This window comes from Xylanibacter oryzae DSM 17970, assembly GCF_000585355.1.
GTDB lineage: Bacteria > Bacteroidota > Bacteroidia > Bacteroidales > Bacteroidaceae > Prevotella > Prevotella oryzae.
Window position 1 is genome coordinate 1,517,086 of record NZ_KK073873.1, and the last position, 20,450, is coordinate 1,537,535.

Genomic DNA, 20,450 nt, shown 5'->3' on the forward strand with positions numbered 1-20,450 from the left:
AAACTTTATTCGAATTTCCATTTCATGAACCAACGCTCATTGAATGTTATACCAATGTTTATCCTAAGCGTATTCTCTATTATCATATTATTGCCTGACGAATGAACCCACTGACCAGATATATTAAGTAAAGAACGATTGTTATACCTATTAGTAATAGGTATACCAAAACCAAAGCTGGCACTTACTTCTTTTGGACCATCCTGTCCATTTACTTTAATATAAGGTGTAGCATAAGATACACCAGCACGGTAATGTATTCTACTCAATAAGCTACGTTTTGTCTCATCCGGAATATATTCACCACCCAGAGTAAACTTATGTCTATCCATAAACATATTACCAGACAAACTATATTCAGCCTTATTATTTATTACTTTATATTCGGGATACTCTACACTACCCCATTTTTGCAATGAATAATCAAATCCAACTTTGAATCTATTATCATGATTCCATTGTAAACCAATACCATACATTGTTGGAAGCTTGAGTACATTCTTTAAAGTATATGATGCCGTATCCGAAACTGCAGTAGAAGGATTTGTCGAGATAACCTTACAATTTGGCTCTGCACTTATTTTGTGTCCAACTCCATATGTGAATCCCAATGTCAAGAAGTCCTTTTTGGTTATCTGATGTGTATACTGCATACCCAAATCCACTTTATAACTACTTACTGTGTAATCATAATACTTAGAAAGTGTATTTATGTAAGAATTGCTGTAATTATTTACAACAGATCTGCTCAGATCGCCCCAGAGATATGATAAATTAGCACCGATAGAGAAGTTCTTTATAGGTTCCCATCCTGCACCAATATAAGCTTGATGAATTCCGCCAGACCCATAATAGGTATTAGTATAATAAGAACTTTTATCACTTTCCATATAAGTCTTGTTATAATAATCATATCCAATATTAGTAAAAGGTATGATACCGAAACTTATGCCAACACCCTTTGAAGCTCTAAATCCGGCGATAGCGTATTCAAAGTCTGCATTTTTGGCATTAACCTTATTAAGTCCTTCCTTAAAGTTTGTATTCTGCCCAGACACGCCAACATCAAATAGGAATGTTAGAGAGTCAATCTTTGAATAAGATGCAGGATTGAGAATATTAACTTGATCCTTACTGTGAAATCCTATGCCAAGCCCGTTCATACCACGGCTAGCACTACCACCTTGTTCAGATAAGATACCAAAACCATATTGGCTATAAGGAGAGTTGGTGCCACTCTGTGCGACTACCGCCATTGTAACCATAGTGAGCATAAGCACACCGAAAATTCTTCTATAACTATTCATTATTATATTCTAATATTCTGTTAAGTCCTATAGGAACAATAAATTTATTTGCAAAGATGCGCATTTTTTCCGGAATGTGCAAATTAATATCGACTCCGCCCGTTAAATAAATAAAAAGACCAGGATATTTTACAGAAAATTTACTGATATAGCCTTCTATTTCGTATCTAATGCCATTCATTATGCCACTACGGATTGCTGTTTCAGTACTCGTACCTATCTCAGGAATACTTCCGCTACGCTCTATTATAGGCAATCGGGCTGTAAACTTATTTAGAGCTTTTATTCGCATTGTTGGGCCCGGTGATATATTTCCACCAAGGTATTCACCACTAGCATTTATAAAATCATAAGTAACACAGGTTCCAATATCAATTATAAGTATATTTGATTGGGGGTTTAGATAGTTAGCTCCTATCACAGCGGCCAATCTATCTGATCCTAAAGTATGCGGAGTCTTGTATTTATTAATAATAGGTATATCGGTTACACCCGGTTGAAGCTCCATCATTGAGAAAGGAAGCGAAATAATTATATCAACAAATTGCCGTGAAAGATCTATTACAGATGAATATATACCACGCTCAAATGAGAATTTCTTACAGAAATCTTTCATTTTCTGCGGTTCATCATTCTCAATGCGTTTCTCTTCTATCGGTTCACCGTCCTCAAAAGCAACGAGTTTGGTACACGTATTACCTATGTCAATTACTAAATTCAAACTTTTTTGGTTTACGAGGCGCAAAATTATTGAAAAAAATCGGAATAATAGCACGATAAGTGCAAAATATAAGTTATTTTTGCATCGTGAAACGATTTAAGAATATTCATTTAAGATATCTTTATGTCATTATACTACTGATTTTCAGCGGTTCAAATGCCATAAAAGCCCAAAATCAGAATTCAGACATGGACTCTGTCGAGATAGGTCTTCTTACCTGTTCTCCCCATCAGGAAGTATATAGTCTTTATGGACATACCGCAATACGATATCATGATTGGCACAACAATATTGATTATGCATTCAATTATGGTATGTTCGATTTTCGAAAACCATTTTTTGTTTTAAGATTTGCATTTGGACTAACTGATTATGAGTTGGGTATTATACCATTTGATGCATTCATTGAAGAATATTACTCATATGGAAGCAAGGTTACAGAGCAGATATTAAATCTTACCCCCAAAGAGAAGATGGCGCTTAGGGACGCGCTTGCAGAAAATTACAAACCAGAAAACAGAATATACCGATATAATTATTTCAAAGATAATTGCACTACCAGGGCAAGAGACATTATAATAAGATGTATTAAAGGCCAAGTAAGATACTCTGACCGTAAGGGATATAATGCATCTTATCGAGAAATGATCCATGGATACAATGAAGATTATCCATGGGCAAGATTTGGAAATGATCTTGCATTAGGGCTTGCGGCAGATTTTAAGACAAATCATAAACAGCAGCAGTTCCTACCGGGTAATTTATTAGCAGACTTTGGAAAAGCCATAATATGCAATCCAGACGGAACAACAAGGCATTTGGTTAGCAAGACGATAATAGTTGTAAAACCAGGAGCACAAATAATAAAGAATAATTTTCCATTAACCCCTCTTGAATGCGCCGCAATTTTATTTTGCATAGCGGCATTAATTACCATATACGAGCATATAAGCAAAAAAATGACATGGGGATTTGATGCGATTATGATGACGATATGCGGTTTGGCAGGAATACTTATAGTAGTTTTATTTTGCTCACAGCATCCTACCACGAGCACCAATCTGCTTATACTTATATTTAATCCTTTACCTCTATTCTTTATACCCAAAATGATAAAATCAACAAGGAATAAGAGTAAAGACAAATTCTTTATATTCAGTATAATCCCGATAGTGCTATTGCTTATAGCATCTATCACTGGTCTGCAAGAAATTCCAGTTGCGATAGATATTTTGGCACTATGTTTGCTACTACGTTGTATATCCAGGTATCCAACATGGATAAAGAATAACAATAAATGAAGTACACCTATATAACAGCTTCACTTCTGGCCTTGCTACCTGTAGCACAGACTAAGGCACAGGCAGTCAACCCAGCACCACGTTTGGTTGTCAATATCACTATAGACCAGTTACGTTCAGACTACCTGGAAGCATTTTCACCTCTGTATAACAACAATGGATTCAAGAAGTTGCTTCAAGACGGAACGGTATACTCTATTTGTTCATATCCATTTTCGCCAATAGACAAAGCTTCTGCCATAGCATCTATTTATACAGGTTCCGTACCATATTATAATGGAATCACAGGTAATAAATGGCTTGATAAAGAGACATTAAGACCCGTAGATTGCGAGAATGGAACTCCAGAAAACCTATGTACATCGACTATTTGCGACGAACTTAAAATATCTACAGGAGGTTCTGCAAAAGTATATTCAGTAGCCCCCGAAAGCGAAGAGGCCGTATTCTCAGCAGGTCATGCTGCCGATGGAGCATTCTGGATAGATTCCAACGATGGTACGTGGCGTACATCACCATATTATACAAAGTCTAAAATAAGCTGGCTTACAGCTTTCAACGACCTAAACTCCACATCTACACAATATTCAACATCACGAAATAAAAAGTCTAACAGTATTCTGAACGAGAAAGTCAAAGACATGGCCTTGCAGTGTATAAAAAGCAATGGAATGGGTCTTGACGACATAACAGACATACTGGCAGTAACTTATCATGCAGGTAATGACAACACCTCTTCTGTGACAGGATGTCAGACCGATGTTCAGAATGTATACACAAAACTAGACCGCACGATAGGCGACTTTATAAGTAATATACAATCACTTATTGGTAAAGATCACGTACTATTTGTTATTACGAGCATCGGCTGTAGTGATGATAAGACTGCCGACTATTCAAAATACAGAATACCAACAGGTAAATTTTATATCAACAGAACAGCAAGCCTTTTAAACATGTACTTTTGCGCAATATATGGGCAGGGCAACTATGTAGAGACATGCTTCAATAATGAGATATTTCTTAATCACAAACTATTCGACCAGAAACGTGTCAACTTCGGAGAAATACTAGACAGAGCACAAGAGTTTTTGGCACAAGTTTCGGGTGTCAGAAATATTTTCACATACAAAGATCTACTGTCATCAGGCAATGCCATGACAGAAAAAATACGCAATGGCTACAACAACAACCACAGCGGAGACATCATTATAGAAGTAGCACCCGGTTGGCGTCTAATAAACGAAGATAATTTTGACAATCAACTGTCAAGAGCAAACATAATACCATTCCCAATAATAATCTATGGCGCAGGAACAAAAGCTGAGAAAATTAATTATCCTGTAACGATTGATCGTATCGCACCAACAATAGCTAAATCGATACGTATAAGGGCACCTAATGCATGCCAGGCAGAACCTCTGTTCTGATAAAATAATATCACATTATGCTGCAAATCAGTTTTTTTTCGTAAATTTGCAGTCAATTAAATCAATCGTTAATAACAAAAATAAAATATAAAATGAATTTCAGTAAAATTTTGCAGTCCCTTTTCGGAGATAAGTCATCGCGTGATATGCGAGTGATACAACCTATAGTAGAAAAGATCAAGGCTGCTTACCCAGCAATCCAGGCTTTAGATAATGACGGTCTACGTAATCGCACTAAAGAGATACAGCAACAAGTTCAAGAGTCTGCAAAAGAGCAGAAAGATAAGATTGCCGAACTTAAATCTAAAGTTGAAGAAACACCTATAGACGAACGTGAAGAGATTTTCAATGATATTGACAAATTAGAAAAAGAAGCTCTCGAAATTTACGAAAAAGCACTTAACGACGCTCTACCTGATGTATTCTCTATCATGAAAGATACAGCACGTCGTTTTGCCGAAAATGAGACAATCGAAGTGACTGCTACTGCTTTCGACCGTGAATTAGCAGCTACAAAAGATTTTGTACATATTGAAGGAGACAAAGCTATATATCAGAATCATTGGATGGCCGGCGGCAACGAAATCACATGGGATATGGTACACTATGATGTACAGCTATTCGGTGGTGTTGTTCTGCATCAAGGTAAGATTTCCGAGATGGCAACCGGTGAGGGTAAAACACTTGTAGCTACTCTCCCTGTATTCTTGAATGCTTTAACAGGCAATGGAGTACACGTAGTAACAGTCAACGACTACCTTGCTAAACGTGACTCTGAATGGATGGGCCCTCTATACGAATTCCACGGACTTTCTGTAGACTGTATAGACAGACACCAACCAAACTCAGAAGAAAGACGCAAAGCTTATCAGGCAGATATAACATTTGGTACCAATAATGAGTTCGGTTTTGATTATCTTCGCGATAACATGGCCATTTCGCCAGCCGACTTGGTACAACGCGCGCACAACTATGCAATTGTGGATGAGGTCGATTCAGTCCTTATTGATGATGCACGTACACCTTTGATTATCTCAGGTCCTGTACCAAAGGGCGACGACCAGATGTTCGAAGAGTACCAGCCATTAGTAGAGAGTCTTGTTGAGGTTCAACGTAAACTCGCCACACAATACCTTGCTGATGCAAAAGCGAAAATCACAGAAGGTCAGGAAAAGAAAGACCAAAAAATGGTCGAAGAAGGCTTCTTAAGCCTATTCCGCAGCCACAAGGCACTTCCAAAAAACAAACCTCTTATCAAATATCTTTCAGAAGAAGGTATTAAGGCTGGAGTTCTTAAAACAGAGGAGTCATACATGGAGAACAATAACCGACGTATGCCTCAAGCTGTAGAACCACTTTATTTCGTTGTAGACGAAAAACTAAACTCTGTTGATCTTACTGATAAGGGAACAGATTGGCTTGCAAAGCAAGTTAACGACAAGACACTTTTTGTACTTCCAGATATTGCATCACAGCTTTCAGCCCTTGAAAAAGAAGAAGGTCTTAATGATCAAGAGCGTCTTGACAAGAAAGACGAACTATTAAATAACTACGCAATACAAAGCGAACGTGTACATACTTTACAGCAGTTACTTAAAGCATACTCAATGTTCAGCAAAGACGACGAGTATGTAGTTATGAACGGCGAAGTTAAGATTGTGGATGAGCAAACGGGCCGTATCATGGAAGGACGCCGCTGGAGCGACGGACTACATCAGGCTATCGAAGCTAAAGAGCACGTAAAGGTAGAAGCAGCCACACAGACATTTGCTACTATTACTCTGCAGAACTACTTCCGTATGTATCATAAACTGTCGGGTATGACAGGTACGGCGTCTACAGAAGCCGGTGAGTTATGGGATATCTACAAACTAGATGTTGTAGAGATACCAACCAACCGTCCTATCCAGCGCAATGATATGGAAGACCGAGTATATAAGACAGCACGTGAGAAGTACAGTGCTGTTATTGAAGAGATTATCAAAATGAGAGATTCAGGTCGTCCTACACTTGTTGGTACAACATCTGTAGAGATTTCAGAGTTACTCTCACGTATGCTCGAGATGCGCAAAGTACCACATAGCGTACTTAACGCCAAACTACATCAGAAAGAAGCAGACATTGTAGCAAAAGCCGGACAAAGTGTAGACGGTCTTGGTGCAGTAACAATTGCTACCAACATGGCCGGTCGTGGTACCGATATCAAGTTGTCTAAAGAAGTTAAGGCCGCAGGTGGTCTTGCCATCATAGGAACAGAACGTCATGAAAGTCGTCGTGTAGACCGCCAGTTGCGTGGTCGTGCAGGACGTCAGGGTGACCCGGGTTCATCGGTATTCTACGTCAGTCTTGAAGACAAACTTATGCGTCTATTCGCCAGCGAGCGTATTGCCAGTGTTATGGACCGCCTAGGTTTCAAGGAAGGTGAAATGATAGAGAGCCCTATGATCTCTAAGAGTATCGAGAGAGCACAGAAAAAGGTAGAAGAAAACAACTTTGGTATACGTAAGCGCCTTCTCGAATACGATGATGTAATGAACAAGCAACGTACTGTAATATACGAGAAACGTCGCCACGCCCTTATGGGAGAACGTATTGGTATGGATATCACTAATATTCTCTGGGATCGTGTAGTAAACATCATAGAGAATAATGACTATGACGGATGCAAAGAAGCATTCTTACAGGATCTTGCCATGGAAGTTCCATTTACAGAACAGGAATTCAGCAATGAAAACCGCAATGACATTGCCGAGAAAGCATTCCAGATTACAATGGCTTCATTCAAGCGTAAAGCCGACAGAATACAGACCGTTGCATATCCTATTATCAAAGATGTATTCGAAAAACAAGGCAGCATGTACGAGCGTATAATGGTTCCTGTAACAGACGGAAAACGTGTATACAATATCCCATGCGACTTGAAAGAGGCTTACGACAGTGAGTGTAAGAGCGTTGTAAAACAGTTTGAGAAAGTTATACTTCTACATATCATTGATGATTGTTGGAAAGAGAATCTTCGCGAACTCGACGAATTGAAACACAGTGTTCAGAATGCATCTTACGAACAGAAAGATCCACTGCTTGTATTCAAACTTGAGAGTGTAAAACTGTTTGACAGTATGGTCAACACTATGAACAATAGAATCGTTGGCATACTTATGCGTGGAGCTATTCCTGAGATGGAACAGCCACAGAGAGCTGCTCCCGAAGAACACTCTATGCGCTATCAGGAAATAAAAGACGAGTTGGGTGACCCAGAACAAGCTTCTGCAGCTCATCACGATACACGCGAAGGCGCTAGACAACCGCAAATGCCTCTACATGCAGAAAAGATGCCGGGACGCAATGATCCTTGTCCTTGCGGAAGCGGTAAAAAATTCAAGAATTGCCACGGTAAAGGACTTGTTTAAAAACAACGTATAATCATAATAAGGGCGGATAGCAATGTCCGCCCTTATATTTTAAAATTAGTTTTAGTATCAAACACCTTAATAGAAGCATTATGAATATCAACATCAATAATCTAAAAAAGTCTTTTGGTGATACGATTGCCTGTGATATAGACAATTTGACTATACACAGTGGCGAAATATTTGGTATGGTAGGAAACAACGGTGCAGGTAAGACAACACTCTTCCGTCTGATACTTGACCTAATAAAGGCAGATGAAGGTTCTCTTAACATAGGAGATATTAATCCCGCTGAATCTGAAGAATGGAAAAATGTTACAGGTGCATATATTGATGAATCCTTCTTGATAGAATTTTTAACCCCCGAAGAATATTTCTCTTTTATAGGTAAAGTATGTGGAATTAAAGAGCCTACACTAAAAGAGAGACTGACCAAGTTTGAACGCTTCATGAATGGTGAAGTAACAGGGAAAAAGAAACTTATCCGAGATATGTCTGCCGGTAATAAACAAAAGGTAGGCATAATAGCCGCTATGCTTAACGAACCTGAAATACTTATATTAGACGAACCGTTCAATTTTCTTGATCCATCCGGACAGTCAATGCTTAAACGAATACTCAAGGAATACAATGCAACAACAGGTGCGACAATAATTATCAGCAGTCATAACCTGTCACACACTATAGACATATCCAGCCGTATAGCTCTACTTGAACATGGTCGTATCATAAAAGATCTTGCTAACGATGCAGGAATAGCATCACAAGAACTGACTGAGTACTTCGAAAACATATAAATGATTGTAAGATAACCGTAAATTACCCTTTGCACCATCATCATTATTAGGTATTTTCGATTTTCTTGCACCGAAAACAGCAATAAAGTACCATTTTTTTGTGTACTTTTGCAACTAGAATAAAGATGCAAAAAAATATTATATGAAATTATCAGAATTAAAGACAGGCGAAAGAGGTGTTATCGTAAAAGTTTTGGGTCATGGTGGATTCCGCAAACGCATCGTTGAGATGGGATTCATAAAGGGAAAAGTTATCGAAGTACTTCTTAATGCCCCACTCCATGACCCAGTGAAATATAAAATAATGGGATACGAAGTATCTCTCAGACATGACGAGGCTGACATGATAGAGATCATTTCTATTGAAGAAGCTAAAATGCTAGAAAAAGGAGAAGATACGACAAACCTTAAATCTGAGATTATAAGTAGTGAAGATATAGACGAGCAACCACTTACTGACAAACAGCTGCACGATGCGGCAATGAAAAAAAGAAGAGTAATTAACGTAGCACTTGTAGGAAATCCAAACTGTGGAAAAACATCTCTTTTTAATTTTGCATCCGGCTCGCACGAACGTGTAGGGAATTATTCAGGTGTAACTGTCGATGCAAAAGAGGGACATGCACATTTTGAAGGCTATGAGTTCAATCTTGTTGACCTGCCCGGCACTTATTCTCTATCAGCATACAGTCCTGAAGAGATGTATGTAAGAAAACAAATCATAGACAAAACACCTGATATCATCATAAATGTTCTGGATGCAAGTAATCTGGAGCGTAATCTTTATCTAACGACCCAACTTGTTGACATGCACCTAAGGATGGTTTGCGCCATGAACATGTACGATGAGTTTGAACAGCGTGGCGATAAACTAGATTACTACAAATTAGGACAGTTGTTCGGTGTGCCATTCATACCTACTGTTTTTAAAACCGGAAGAGGCGTAGACTTACTATTCCATACCATCATCAATATGTATGAGGGAGTTGACTTCATCGACAAAAAAGGTAATATAAACCCTGAAGTTGCAGCCGATATACAAAACTGGCACAAGAACTACGAAAAGCTACACGGAGGCGATCATCTTGAAGATTTCGCTCACGGCAGTCGCCCTAACAGGAGCGTATTCAGACATATACACCTCAATCACGGTAGATTTATCGAAGAAGCTATAGACACCGTTAAGAAACAATTGCACGATGATGAACAGATAAGACATAAATACTCTACTCGTTATCTTGCCATCAAACTGCTTGAGATGGATGCCAGCGCCGAGCGTCTGGTACGTACTCTGCCCAATGGTGATGAAGTACTAAAAACCAGGGATCTTGCGGCTGAAAAAATAAAAGAAGAAACTAAGGAAGACAGCGAAACTGCTATAATGGACGCCAAGTATGGATTTATCAATGGAGCGCTCAAAGAGGCAGGATATGAAGAGGGCAAAGAGCAAGACACGTATCAGATGACCCATCTTCTTGACAGCATAATAACCAACAAATACGTAGGTTTCCCTATATTCTTCTTAATGCTGTACGTAATGTTCCAAGTCACATTCAGTCTTGGTCAGTATCCAATGGACTGGATAGATGCAGGCGTTAGTGCCCTTGGCAGTTTTCTTAGCAACACAATGCCCGAAGGACCATTAAAGGCAATGGTTGTAGACGGCATTATAGGAGGTGTCGGTTCTGTCATTGTTTTCTTACCTCAAATTCTTATTCTATACTTCTTTATATCCTTCATGGAAGACTCAGGATATATGGCACGTGCAGCATTCATAATGGATAAACTTATGCATAAGATGGGCCTTCACGGCAAATCATTTATACCACTTATCATGGGCTTCGGATGCAATGTTCCTGCAGTTATGACAACACGTACCATAGAGAGCAAACGCAGTCGCATCATCACGATGCTTATTCTGCCTATGATGAGTTGTTCAGCCCGCCTGCCCATCTATATAATGATTACAGGCACATTCTTTGCTCTGAAATACCGCAGTCTTATAATGATATCCCTTTATGTTATAGGCATCGTAATGGCCATAATCATGAGTAGGATTTTCAGCCATTGGATAGTAAAGGGCGAAGACACTCCATTTGTTATGGAACTTCCGCCGTATCGTTTCCCAACGAGTAAGGCTATAGGACGCCACACATGGGAGAAAGGCAAACAATACCTCAAGAAGATGGGTGGTATTATCCTCGTGGCAAGTATAATAGTCTGGGCATTAGGATATTTCCCTCATAATGACAAACTAAGCGCACAAGAGCAACAAGAACAAAGTTATATCGGACAGATTGGCAAAGTCATTGCCCCTGTATTCACCCCTCAAGGTTTCGACTGGAAACTGGATGTAGGCCTCGTTGCCGGTGTGGGCGCAAAAGAGATTGTAGCCTCAACAATGGGAGTCCTTTACTCTGATAAGAGTAATTATTCAGATAAAGGCAATGACGACTCGGCCAAATATGCCAATATGTACAAGCAGATGAGTAAAGACGGCATCACACCACTGATTGCCTTCTGTTACCTGTTGTTTGTCTTGCTCTATTTCCCATGCATAGCCACAATAGCAGCCATAAAGAACGAATCAGGCAGTTGGAAGTGGGCCTTGTTAGCGGCAGGCTACACCACCGTACTGGCATGGTGCGTTTCAGCATCTGTATATCAGATAGGCAGTTTATTCGTATAATATATAGTATGAAAATATTAGGAAACATTATTTGGCTCATTTTCGGAGGCTTTATCATAGCCATCCAATATATCGTGAGCAGCATCCTGTTGATGATTACCATCATAGGTATACCGTTTGGTCTCCAGACATTAAAGTTTGCCGTCTTGGCTATGTGGCCTTTTGGCAGCAAAGTGGTAGAAAAGCCATCCGGTGGCGGATGTATCAGCACACTGATGAATGTTATATGGATATTCATAGGAGGTTTCTGGATATGTATCTCGCACTTGTTCTGGGGCATACTCTTCTGCATCACGATAGTAGGCATACCCTTTGGCAAACAGCACTTCAAGTTAGCTCACATAGCTCTCGTTCCATTTGGCAGACAGATAGTATAGAGATGTCATCGGGCTAAGTGCTCAATACATTAATCACAAATAATGAGTCTGAAGATTAAACTAGCCATAACCTGCCTGTTGCAATATGCCGTGTTGGGAGCTTATTCCACATCGCTTGGCAGATACCTTGTTAATATAGGTATGGGCAACAAGATAGGATACTTCTATGCCATGATGGGCATAGTATCTATTGTCATGCCCGCACTGATAGGCATCATCGGCGACAGATGGATCCAGGCTCAACGGCTCTTGGGTATCTGCCATCTGATAGCAGCACTGATGATGTTTGCCATAGCTTATTACGGATATATCAACGGAGCCAACAGCTCTTTCGCTATACTGTTCTTGCTGTTCAGCATCAGCGTAGCTTTATATATGCCCACTATATCGCTCGACAATTCTGTTACGCTCAATTTACTGAGCGATGCGGATATAGACACTGTAAAGTATTTTTCGGTGATACGAATGTTCGGTACTATCGGTTTCATTTTCGCTATGTGGGCGGTCGACCTACTTGGATATCAGACCAGTCAGATGCAGTTTGTCACTTCCGGCATAATAGGTGTGGTGCTTGCCCTCTTCACGTATGCTCTACCCCACTGCCATACTCGTAAAACAAAAGAGAGACAGTCGCTCTTTCAGACTCTTGGCCTTAGTGCCTTTAAACTATTCAAGCAGAAGCAATTAGCCATTTTTCTTATTTTTTCAATGCTTATTAACGTCTGTCTTCAGACAACCAACAGTTTTGCAAATCCATTTTTCAACAGCTTTGCTACTGTATTACAGTTTGCCGGCACCTTTGGTGTCAACCATTCCAACATATTGATGTCTTTCGGACAGATGAGCGAGACCCTCTTCATGCTCCTCGTACCATTTATGTTGAGGCACCTCAGTATAAAGAAAGTGATGCTCATATCCATGTTGGGATGGACCATCCATTTCGCGATGTTCGCCTTCGGCAATCCCGGTGACAGAATGTGGATGTTTGTCTTCGCTATGATATTGTACGGCATGGCGTTCGATTTCTTTTCTATTGCCGGCACCCTATTTGTAGACGAAGTGGCCGACAGCAGTATGCGTGCAAGCAGCCAGGGCGTGTTTATGATTATGACAGGTGGATTCGGCACAATGATAGGTACACTATGGGCACAGGTTACAGTCAACAGCTTTACCGTACAGACGAAGATGGCGGACAACTTATACACTACGGGCAACTGGAATACAGTATGGACCATATTCGCGGTGTACGCCCTCTTTATATGTATTGTCTTTGCCGCCATCTTCAAACCTAAAAAGATAATATAAGTATTGTCTAATTACTAGCTTATTTCTCACTATTGATTAAGTAGGTAGCATAAAGTAACAGAGGATAAGTAAGTGATGACAAAAGCAAAAAGCCATGTAACCGATTACCGTACCTTATATAATAGAGACACTAAAAATCCCCCACGAACCGAATCGTGGGGGATTTATTATGTTATATCGTATTGATATTATTTATCCAAGAGGATATTCATCATTGCTACAGCGGCCTTGGCTACTGATGTGCCGGGACCGAAGATGGCTGCTACGCCTACCTTGTAGAGGAAGTCATAATCCTGTGCAGGGATTACACCACCGGCAATTACCATGATGTCTTCGCGGCCCAACTTCTTAAGTTCGGCTATCAACTGAGGAATAAGAGTCTTATGACCTGCTGCAAGTGATGATACACCTACTACATGAACATCATTCTCTACAGCCTCACGAGCTGCCTCGGCCGGAGTCTGGAACAAAGGTCCCATATCTACGTCGAATCCGCAGTCGGCATAACCTGTTGCTACTACTTTAGCACCACGGTCATGTCCGTCCTGACCCATCTTTGCTACAAAGATACGTGGACGGCGACCTTCTTTCTTAGCAAACTCTTCTGTCAACTCGCATGCTTTGTCGAAGTCGGCATCATTCTTACTTTCTGAACTGTACACTCCTGATATTGTTCTGATTACTGCTTTATATCTGCCTACAACTACTTCGCAGGCATCGCTTATCTCACCAAGAGTACAACGTACCTTGGCACATTCTACTGCCTTTTCGAGCAAGTTGCCTTCGCCTGTACGTACACACTCTGTAAGTGCTGCAAGAGTTTCTTTCACTTTCTTATCATCACGACTGGCACGCATTTCTTTCAGAGAATCTTCCTGCTGTTTGCGTACTGCGGAGTTGTCTACCTCAAGAATATCAATAGGAGCTTCATGGTCAAGACGATACTTGTTAGTACCTACGATAGTCTGTACACCACTGTCGATACGAGCCTGTGTACGAGCAGCTGCTTCTTCAATACGCATCTTAGGCACACCTGTCTCGATAGCTTTGGCCATACCGCCAAGTTTCTCAATTTCCTGTATATGCTCCCAAGCCTTATGAACAAGTTCATTGGTCATAGTCTCCAGATAATATGAACCGGCCCACGGGTCGATCTCCTTGCATATCTGAGTCTCGTTCTGCACAAAGATCTGTGTATTACGGGCGATACGTGCTGAGAAGTCGGTAGGAAGTGCGATGGCCTCATCCAAGGCATTGGTATGCATACTCTGGGTATGCCCCAAAGCTGCTGCCATACACTCTATACATGTACGACCAATATTATTATATGGATCCTGCTCTGTAAGCGACCAACCTGATGTCTGTGAGTGAGTACGCAGCATGAGTGACTTCGGATTCTTAGGGTTAAACTGTTTTATAACCTTAGCCCAAAGCATACGTGCTGCTCTCATCTTGGCTATCTCCATAAAGTGATTCATGGATATACCCCAGAAGAATGACAGACGTGGTGCGAAAGCATCAATATCTATACCGGCATTGACACCCGAACGAACATATTCCAGTCCGTCGGCGATAGTATAAGCCAACTCGATGTCTGCTGTAGCTCCGGCCTCCTGCATATGATAGCCTGAGATAGAGATAGAGTTGAATTTAGGCATATATTTGGATGTATATCCGAAGATATCACTGATTATTCGCATTGAGAATGCAGGTGGATATATATAGGTGTTACGAACCATGAACTCTTTGAGAATATCATTCTGAATAGTTCCGGCCATCTCTTCAAGTTTGGCGCCCTGCTCCAGTCCGGCTACTATATAGAAAGCCATGATAGGCAATACAGCACCATTCATTGTCATTGACACTGACATCTTATTAAGAGGAATACCGTCGAAGAGCACCTTCATGTTCTCTACCGAGCATATTGACACACCGGCTTTACCAACATCACCTACAACACGCTCGTTGTCAGGGTCATATCCACGGTGAGTGGGAAGGTCGAACGCAACAGACAGGCCTTTCTGTCCACTGGCAAGATTACGACGGTAGAAGGCATTGCTCTCTTCAGCTGTAGAGAATCCGGCATACTGACGTATAGTCCACGGGCGGAAAGGATACATCATTGAGTACGGGCCACGCAGGAAAGGTGCCAGACCGGCTGTATAGTCGAGGTGTTCCATTCCTTCAAGGTCTTCTTTTGTATACGTAGGCTTAACGTCTATGTGCTCCGGAGTTTTCCAATTGGGAGCAATATTGTTAGCATTCTGCCAGTTTTCACCGTTTTCGGCTTTGATACCGGCATAAATATCTAGGTTTTTAAAATCTTTTCTCATTTGATTCCCAATTTAGCGTTATACTCTTTTAATGTCTCAAGAACGTTGCAGCGCACGTGTACGAAATTCTCGATACCCTGTGCCTTGAGTTCGTCCATACATGCAGGTGCTCCTGCTACAATGAACATTGCTCTGCCGTTGAGGTACTTGAATGCAGGCAGTGCATAAGTTGCATACTCGTCATCACTTGAGCACAATACAACTATTTCTGCTCCAGCCTGCAATGCTGCATCTACACCCTCTTCTACTGTGTCGAATCCAAGATTATCAATAACATTATATCCTGCACAGGCCAAGAAGTTGGAAGTAAACTGAGCACGTGCCTGGCGCCAAGCCAGACTGCCGATTGTAAGCATGAATGCTGTAGGAGTTTTACCGCTGTTCTCTGTCTGCATGCGGAGTTCTTCAAACTCTGAAGACAAACGTGACTTCGTTATTGCCTTGAATGCAGTCTCTTCTTTGTGGTCACATCCATATGAACAGTCTACCGGTTTCTTACCATCAGAAAGTTCAGTGAAGTTAGGGAACTGGTTAGTGCCCAGGATAAACTCTTTGCGTCTGGCTGCATCAGCATGACGCTTATCATTGCTAGCGTTGATGTCATCCTGTACGAAGCCTTTCTTGGCTGCTTCAAGGAATCCACCTTCGTCTTCTACCTTCAAGAAGATTTTCCAAGCCTCGTTGGCAAGAGATGTTGTAAGTTCTTCTACATAATAAGAACCTGCAGCAGGGTCTACCACTTTATCAAAATGGCTCTCTTCTTTAAGCAACAGCTGCTGATTACGGGCTATACGCTCTGAGAAATCATCGGGTTGTTCGTAAGTTTTGTCGAATGGTGTAACTACAATAGAGTGTACACCGGCAAGGGCTGCACTCATGGTCTGAGTCTGACTGCGGAGCATATTAACATAAGTATCAAACAGAGTCATTGTATACTCGGATGTCGTAGCATTGACACACATACGGCAAGCACAATCACATTTAGGTTCGTATTGTTTAACAATATCAGCCCAAAGCATACGTGCTGCTCTGAATTTAGCAATCTCCATAAAGTAATTTGAAGATATGCCCATATTGAATTTTATCTTTCTGGCAGCCAAAGTAGGTTCTACACCAGCTTCTACCAACTGACTGAGATATTCGTTACCCCATGACATGGCATAACCGAGTTCCTGAACAATGTATGCGCCACTGTTGTTGAGCGATACAGAGTTGACAGATATGCAGCGTACGTTAGGATAATCTTTCAGAGCCTCAACTATCTTAGAAGCAACAGGCAGAATCTGTGTGGAATCCTTGCCACTCATGATAATTTTCTCCATCGGGTCCCAATCTAGCGAACCAACAATTTTGTCTTTATCATATTCCTGCTGGTCAAAATAAGAAGCCAGAATACGTGCCAAGTCAAGCGTATGACGCTTGCATGTACTGAAGTTGACCTCTACGACATCGCACCTGATATCTTTTAATAATGTGGCGATAAATTCACCACTCAAGTTATCGGCAGGTAGATTGAAGCCCAATGAGTCGACACCCTTGTTGAGGATATCCAGAGCCTTTGCATTAGCCTCTTTAGGATCAGTTGCGTCAATATTCTGGCGTACGTACCAAGAGTTGTCACTTTTCTTGTTTCCGCGGACAAATGGGAATTCGTCTGGTAATGAATCAGGAGTTTTCAATTTCAAAACATCCTCTCTACGATAGAAAGGCTGTACATTAAAACCTTCGTTAGTTCTCCATACGAGTCTTTTGTTAAAGTCAGCGCCTTTAAGATCCACCTGAATCTTATCCAACCATTCCTGAGTGGTGGGCGACTTAAACTCCTTGAAGAGTTTTTCCTTGTTAGACATACTGTTCTTGTTTTATTGTTATATAAGTTATTCAATTTTCGGGCACAAATATAGCTGAAAAATGCCTAAAAAACAAATATTTTCATGTATTTTAAATGCAAGTGTTTGTTCTATTACACATATTGAGTGGTTAAAAACCCAAAAGTTCTTATTAACATCTAAAAAAACTACATGAAAATTATTTTATGAGCAATAAAATGCCTACTTTTGCAGTACTAAATTTAATATGTTATGAATTGGCTGATTAATCTATTTACTACCACTGATTCGGTAGCACACATCGCGTTGCTATACTCTATCGTCATTGCCTTGGGCGTTTATCTGGGCAAGATAAAGATAGGAGGAATCTCTCTCGGTGTTACATTTGTCCTTTTTGCCGGTATAGTAGCCGGTCACATCGGTTTCACAGCACCTACAAACATTTTAGGGTTCATACAGGATTTTGGACTTATCCTGTTCGTATTCTGCATCGGTCTTCAAGTAGGGCCAGGTTTCTTTGAGAGTTTCAGAAAGGGAGGCATAACACTAAACTGTCTTGCTACAGCTATGATTCTACTCAACATCGGTGTAATGTTCGGATGTTATTATTTATTTTTCGACACATCCAACCACAACAATCTCCCTATGATGGTGGGCACCCTTTATGGTGCGGTAACTAACACTCCTGGACTTGGTGCAGCCAACGAGGCTCTCAATTCCGTTTTCCCTAAAGGGGATATTCCTCAGATTGCTTCAGGATATGCATGTGCTTATCCTCTGGGAGTACGGGGAATGATAGGTGCTACGATAGCTATCAAATACATCTGTCGTATACGCCTCGACAAAGAAGAGGAACAATTGAACGAAGAGGAGGAGGAAAATCCTCATGCAAAACCGCATCAGATGCATTTGCAAGTTACCAACTCTTATCTTTCCGGGCGTACTCTGTTACAGGTGCGTGACTTTCTGAATCGTGATTTCGTATGTTCACGTATACTGCATGAAGGTCATGTAAGTATACCTACAAAAGATACTGTTTTTCAAATCGGCGACCAGATATTTGTAACATGTGCGGAGGCTGACGCTGAAGCTATTATAGCCTTCATTGGTCCACAAATACAGGTAGCCTGGGAGCAACAAGACCAACCGATGGTGAGCAAGCGCATTCTTATCACCCGTCCTTCTGTAAATGGCAAGACACTGGGACAAATGCATTTTTCATCTGTATATGGTGTTAATGTTACTCGTATCACACGTCAGGGTATGGATCTTTTTGCCAGTCGTAATCTTGCCATGCAGGTGGGTGACCGTTTGATGGTAGTAGGTCAAGAGGATGCCGTAAACCATGCAGCTGATGCTATGGGTAACTCTATAAAGCGCCTTGAAACTCCTAATATAGCTACTATATTTATAGGCATTATTATCGGTATACTATTCGGAAGTATTCCAATCATTATACCGGGAATGCCTACACCTTTGAAATTAGGTATTGCAGGCGGTCCACTTATCATTGCTATTCTGATAGGCCGCTATGGTTATAAGGTACATCTTGTCACTTATACAACTACTAGTGCCAATATGATGTTAAGAGAAATAGGACTGGTACTCTTCCTTGCCAGTGTCGGTATTAAAGCCGGTGCGGGATTTTGGGAGACTGTAGTACAAGGTGATGGCATCAAATATGTTTATACCGGTTTTTTGATTACAGTTATACCTATTCTGATAATAGGGGTGATAGCCCGGATGAAATATAAATTTAATTACTTCACCATAATGGGACTCATTGCCGGTACATGCACAGACCCACCTGCACTGGCTTATGCCAACGGCACTTGTTCTAAAGAGGCTCCGGCTGTAAGTTATTCTACAGTTTATCCTTTGAGCATGTTCCTAAGGATTCTTACAGCACAGCTCATAATCTTGTTCTGCTGCGGAGCATAAAAATAGACTGACCTTAATAACACTTATATAATATTTTAAACACATGAAGAAACAATTCGGATTACTACTAGGGGTATTTCTGTTGTCATCCACTTCGCTGATGTTCGGTCAAAAGGCCACAAACATCAAAATCAACGAAGTGCTGACAAAGAATACGTCTGGTGTGCAGGATGAATTCGGACAACGTGAGGCTTGGGTAGAGATAGCAAATGCGTCTTTCTCTACCTTTAATGTACGCGGCATGTACATTACTACCGACCGGTCCGTTCTTAATCCTAACATGACTGTTTCCGAGCGTATCACGAAGATGAGTATGATACCTAATGAAGAGGTGCGTACTAATCTTACTGCCCGCCAACATTTATTATTTTATTGCAACAGCAATCCTGCCAAAGGCTCGTTGCACTTATCTGTTAAGATCAATTCCCAAAAACCTTTGTGGATTGCTCTTTATGATGGTAATGCCACTGATATAGTAGACTCTGTAACAGTGCCGCCACTAGATCGCAACGAATCTTATGCACGTATTCACGACGGGGCGGCTAAATGGGAAAAGAAAGACTCTGCCAGCGTAACTCCCGGAATCAGCAATTACATCCGCACAAGCGAATCTAAAGTAGCTAAGGTGAAACGTCAGGATCCTTATGGTCTTGGCATCACAGTACTGGCTATGGGCATCGTGTTCTTTTGCTTGTTCCTCATGTATGCATTCTTCCGCATCTTTGGTATTGTAATGGAGCGCAAGGCTAAAGCAAAAAATATTGTTAACGCCAAACCTATAAGAGCTGTTTTTGACACTGATAATAAGACGGGCATTATATCACAGGATGGATTGAAATCCAATGGTATTGACAAGGAGATTTACATTGCTGTAATAGCTATGGCCTTAAAACAATATCAGGATGATGTACATGATGTTGAAAGTGGCATCATAACAATTCGACCAAAGCATACCGGCTGGAACGACGAGGCTATGGAATTAATCCACTTTACGGATTAATTGCTAAGAT

13 protein-coding genes are annotated in these 20,450 nt (G+C 40.8%); 9 read left to right on the forward strand and 4 right to left on the reverse strand.

Translation table 11 applies throughout. The features are described 5' to 3' along the window. Positions 1-5: 5 nt before the first annotated feature. Together bamG and XYLOR_RS06260 are read right to left on the reverse strand one after the other, a co-directional pair. Positions 6-1,307, reverse strand: a complete 1,302-nt coding sequence (bamG, locus tag XYLOR_RS06255; RefSeq protein ID WP_036877849.1) for a BamG family beta-barrel-assembly machinery protein — start codon at positions 1,305-1,307, stop codon at positions 6-8. Then, positions 1,300-2,028, reverse strand: a complete 729-nt coding sequence (locus tag XYLOR_RS06260) for a type III pantothenate kinase (RefSeq protein ID WP_036877850.1) — start codon at positions 2,026-2,028, stop codon at positions 1,300-1,302. The genes bamG and XYLOR_RS06260 overlap by 8 nt, the downstream gene beginning before the upstream one ends. An 86-nt stretch (positions 2,029-2,114) precedes the next feature. Between XYLOR_RS06260 and XYLOR_RS06265 the strand changes: the two genes are divergently transcribed. The 7 genes from XYLOR_RS06265 (at position 2,115) to XYLOR_RS06295 (ending at position 13,337) form a co-directional block, all read left to right on the forward strand. Beyond that, positions 2,115-3,329 (forward strand): Lnb N-terminal periplasmic domain-containing protein, encoded by a 1,215-nt coding sequence (locus tag XYLOR_RS06265; protein ID WP_036877851.1) that lies wholly within the window; start codon positions 2,115-2,117, stop codon positions 3,327-3,329. After that, positions 3,326-4,759: an alkaline phosphatase family protein gene (locus tag XYLOR_RS06270; protein WP_036877852.1), complete on the forward strand. Its 1,434-nt coding sequence runs from the start codon at positions 3,326-3,328 to the stop codon at positions 4,757-4,759. Before XYLOR_RS06265 ends, XYLOR_RS06270 begins: the two co-directional genes overlap by 4 nt. A gap of 92 nt (positions 4,760-4,851) precedes the next feature. Further along, positions 4,852-8,169: a preprotein translocase subunit SecA gene (gene secA / locus XYLOR_RS06275; protein WP_036877853.1), complete on the forward strand. Its 3,318-nt coding sequence runs from the start codon at positions 4,852-4,854 to the stop codon at positions 8,167-8,169. Between the two features lie 92 nt (positions 8,170-8,261). Then, entirely contained in the window at positions 8,262-8,966 is a 705-nt protein-coding gene (locus XYLOR_RS06280) for an ABC transporter ATP-binding protein (RefSeq protein WP_036877854.1), read from the forward strand. Positions 8,967-9,108: 142 nt separating this feature from the next. Next, a complete protein-coding gene (gene feoB, locus XYLOR_RS06285; protein WP_036877855.1) occupies positions 9,109-11,655 on the forward strand; it encodes a ferrous iron transport protein B in 2,547 nt (848 codons plus the stop codon). Positions 11,656-11,663: 8 nt separating this feature from the next. Continuing rightward, a complete protein-coding gene (locus XYLOR_RS06290; RefSeq protein WP_036877858.1) occupies positions 11,664-12,032 on the forward strand; it encodes a YccF domain-containing protein in 369 nt (122 codons plus the stop codon). Between the two features lie 42 nt (positions 12,033-12,074). Next, positions 12,075-13,337: an MFS transporter gene (locus XYLOR_RS06295; protein ID WP_036877859.1), complete on the forward strand. Its 1,263-nt coding sequence runs from the start codon at positions 12,075-12,077 to the stop codon at positions 13,335-13,337. A gap of 188 nt (positions 13,338-13,525) precedes the next feature. Here XYLOR_RS06295 and scpA read toward each other — a convergent pair whose 3' ends face one another. Further along, positions 13,526-15,670 (reverse strand): methylmalonyl-CoA mutase, encoded by a 2,145-nt coding sequence (gene scpA / locus XYLOR_RS06300; RefSeq protein WP_036877861.1) that lies wholly within the window; start codon positions 15,668-15,670, stop codon positions 13,526-13,528. After that, on the reverse strand, positions 15,667-17,520 hold the full coding sequence (gene mutA, locus XYLOR_RS06305; RefSeq protein ID WP_036877862.1) for a methylmalonyl-CoA mutase small subunit: 1,854 nt from the start codon (positions 17,518-17,520) through the stop codon (positions 15,667-15,669). The genes scpA and mutA overlap by 4 nt, the downstream gene beginning before the upstream one ends. A gap of 231 nt (positions 17,521-17,751) precedes the next feature. On the opposite strand from mutA, the gene XYLOR_RS06310 reads away from it, so the two are divergent. Together XYLOR_RS06310 and XYLOR_RS06315 are read left to right on the forward strand one after the other, a co-directional pair. After that, positions 17,752-19,440, forward strand: coding sequence for a putative transporter (locus XYLOR_RS06310; RefSeq protein WP_036877863.1), 1,689 nt, complete (start codon positions 17,752-17,754; stop codon positions 19,438-19,440). 43 nt (positions 19,441-19,483) lie between these two features. After that, positions 19,484-20,440, forward strand: a complete 957-nt coding sequence (locus tag XYLOR_RS06315; protein ID WP_036877864.1) for an OadG family protein — start codon at positions 19,484-19,486, stop codon at positions 20,438-20,440. The last annotated feature ends 10 nt before the right edge of the window (positions 20,441-20,450 follow it).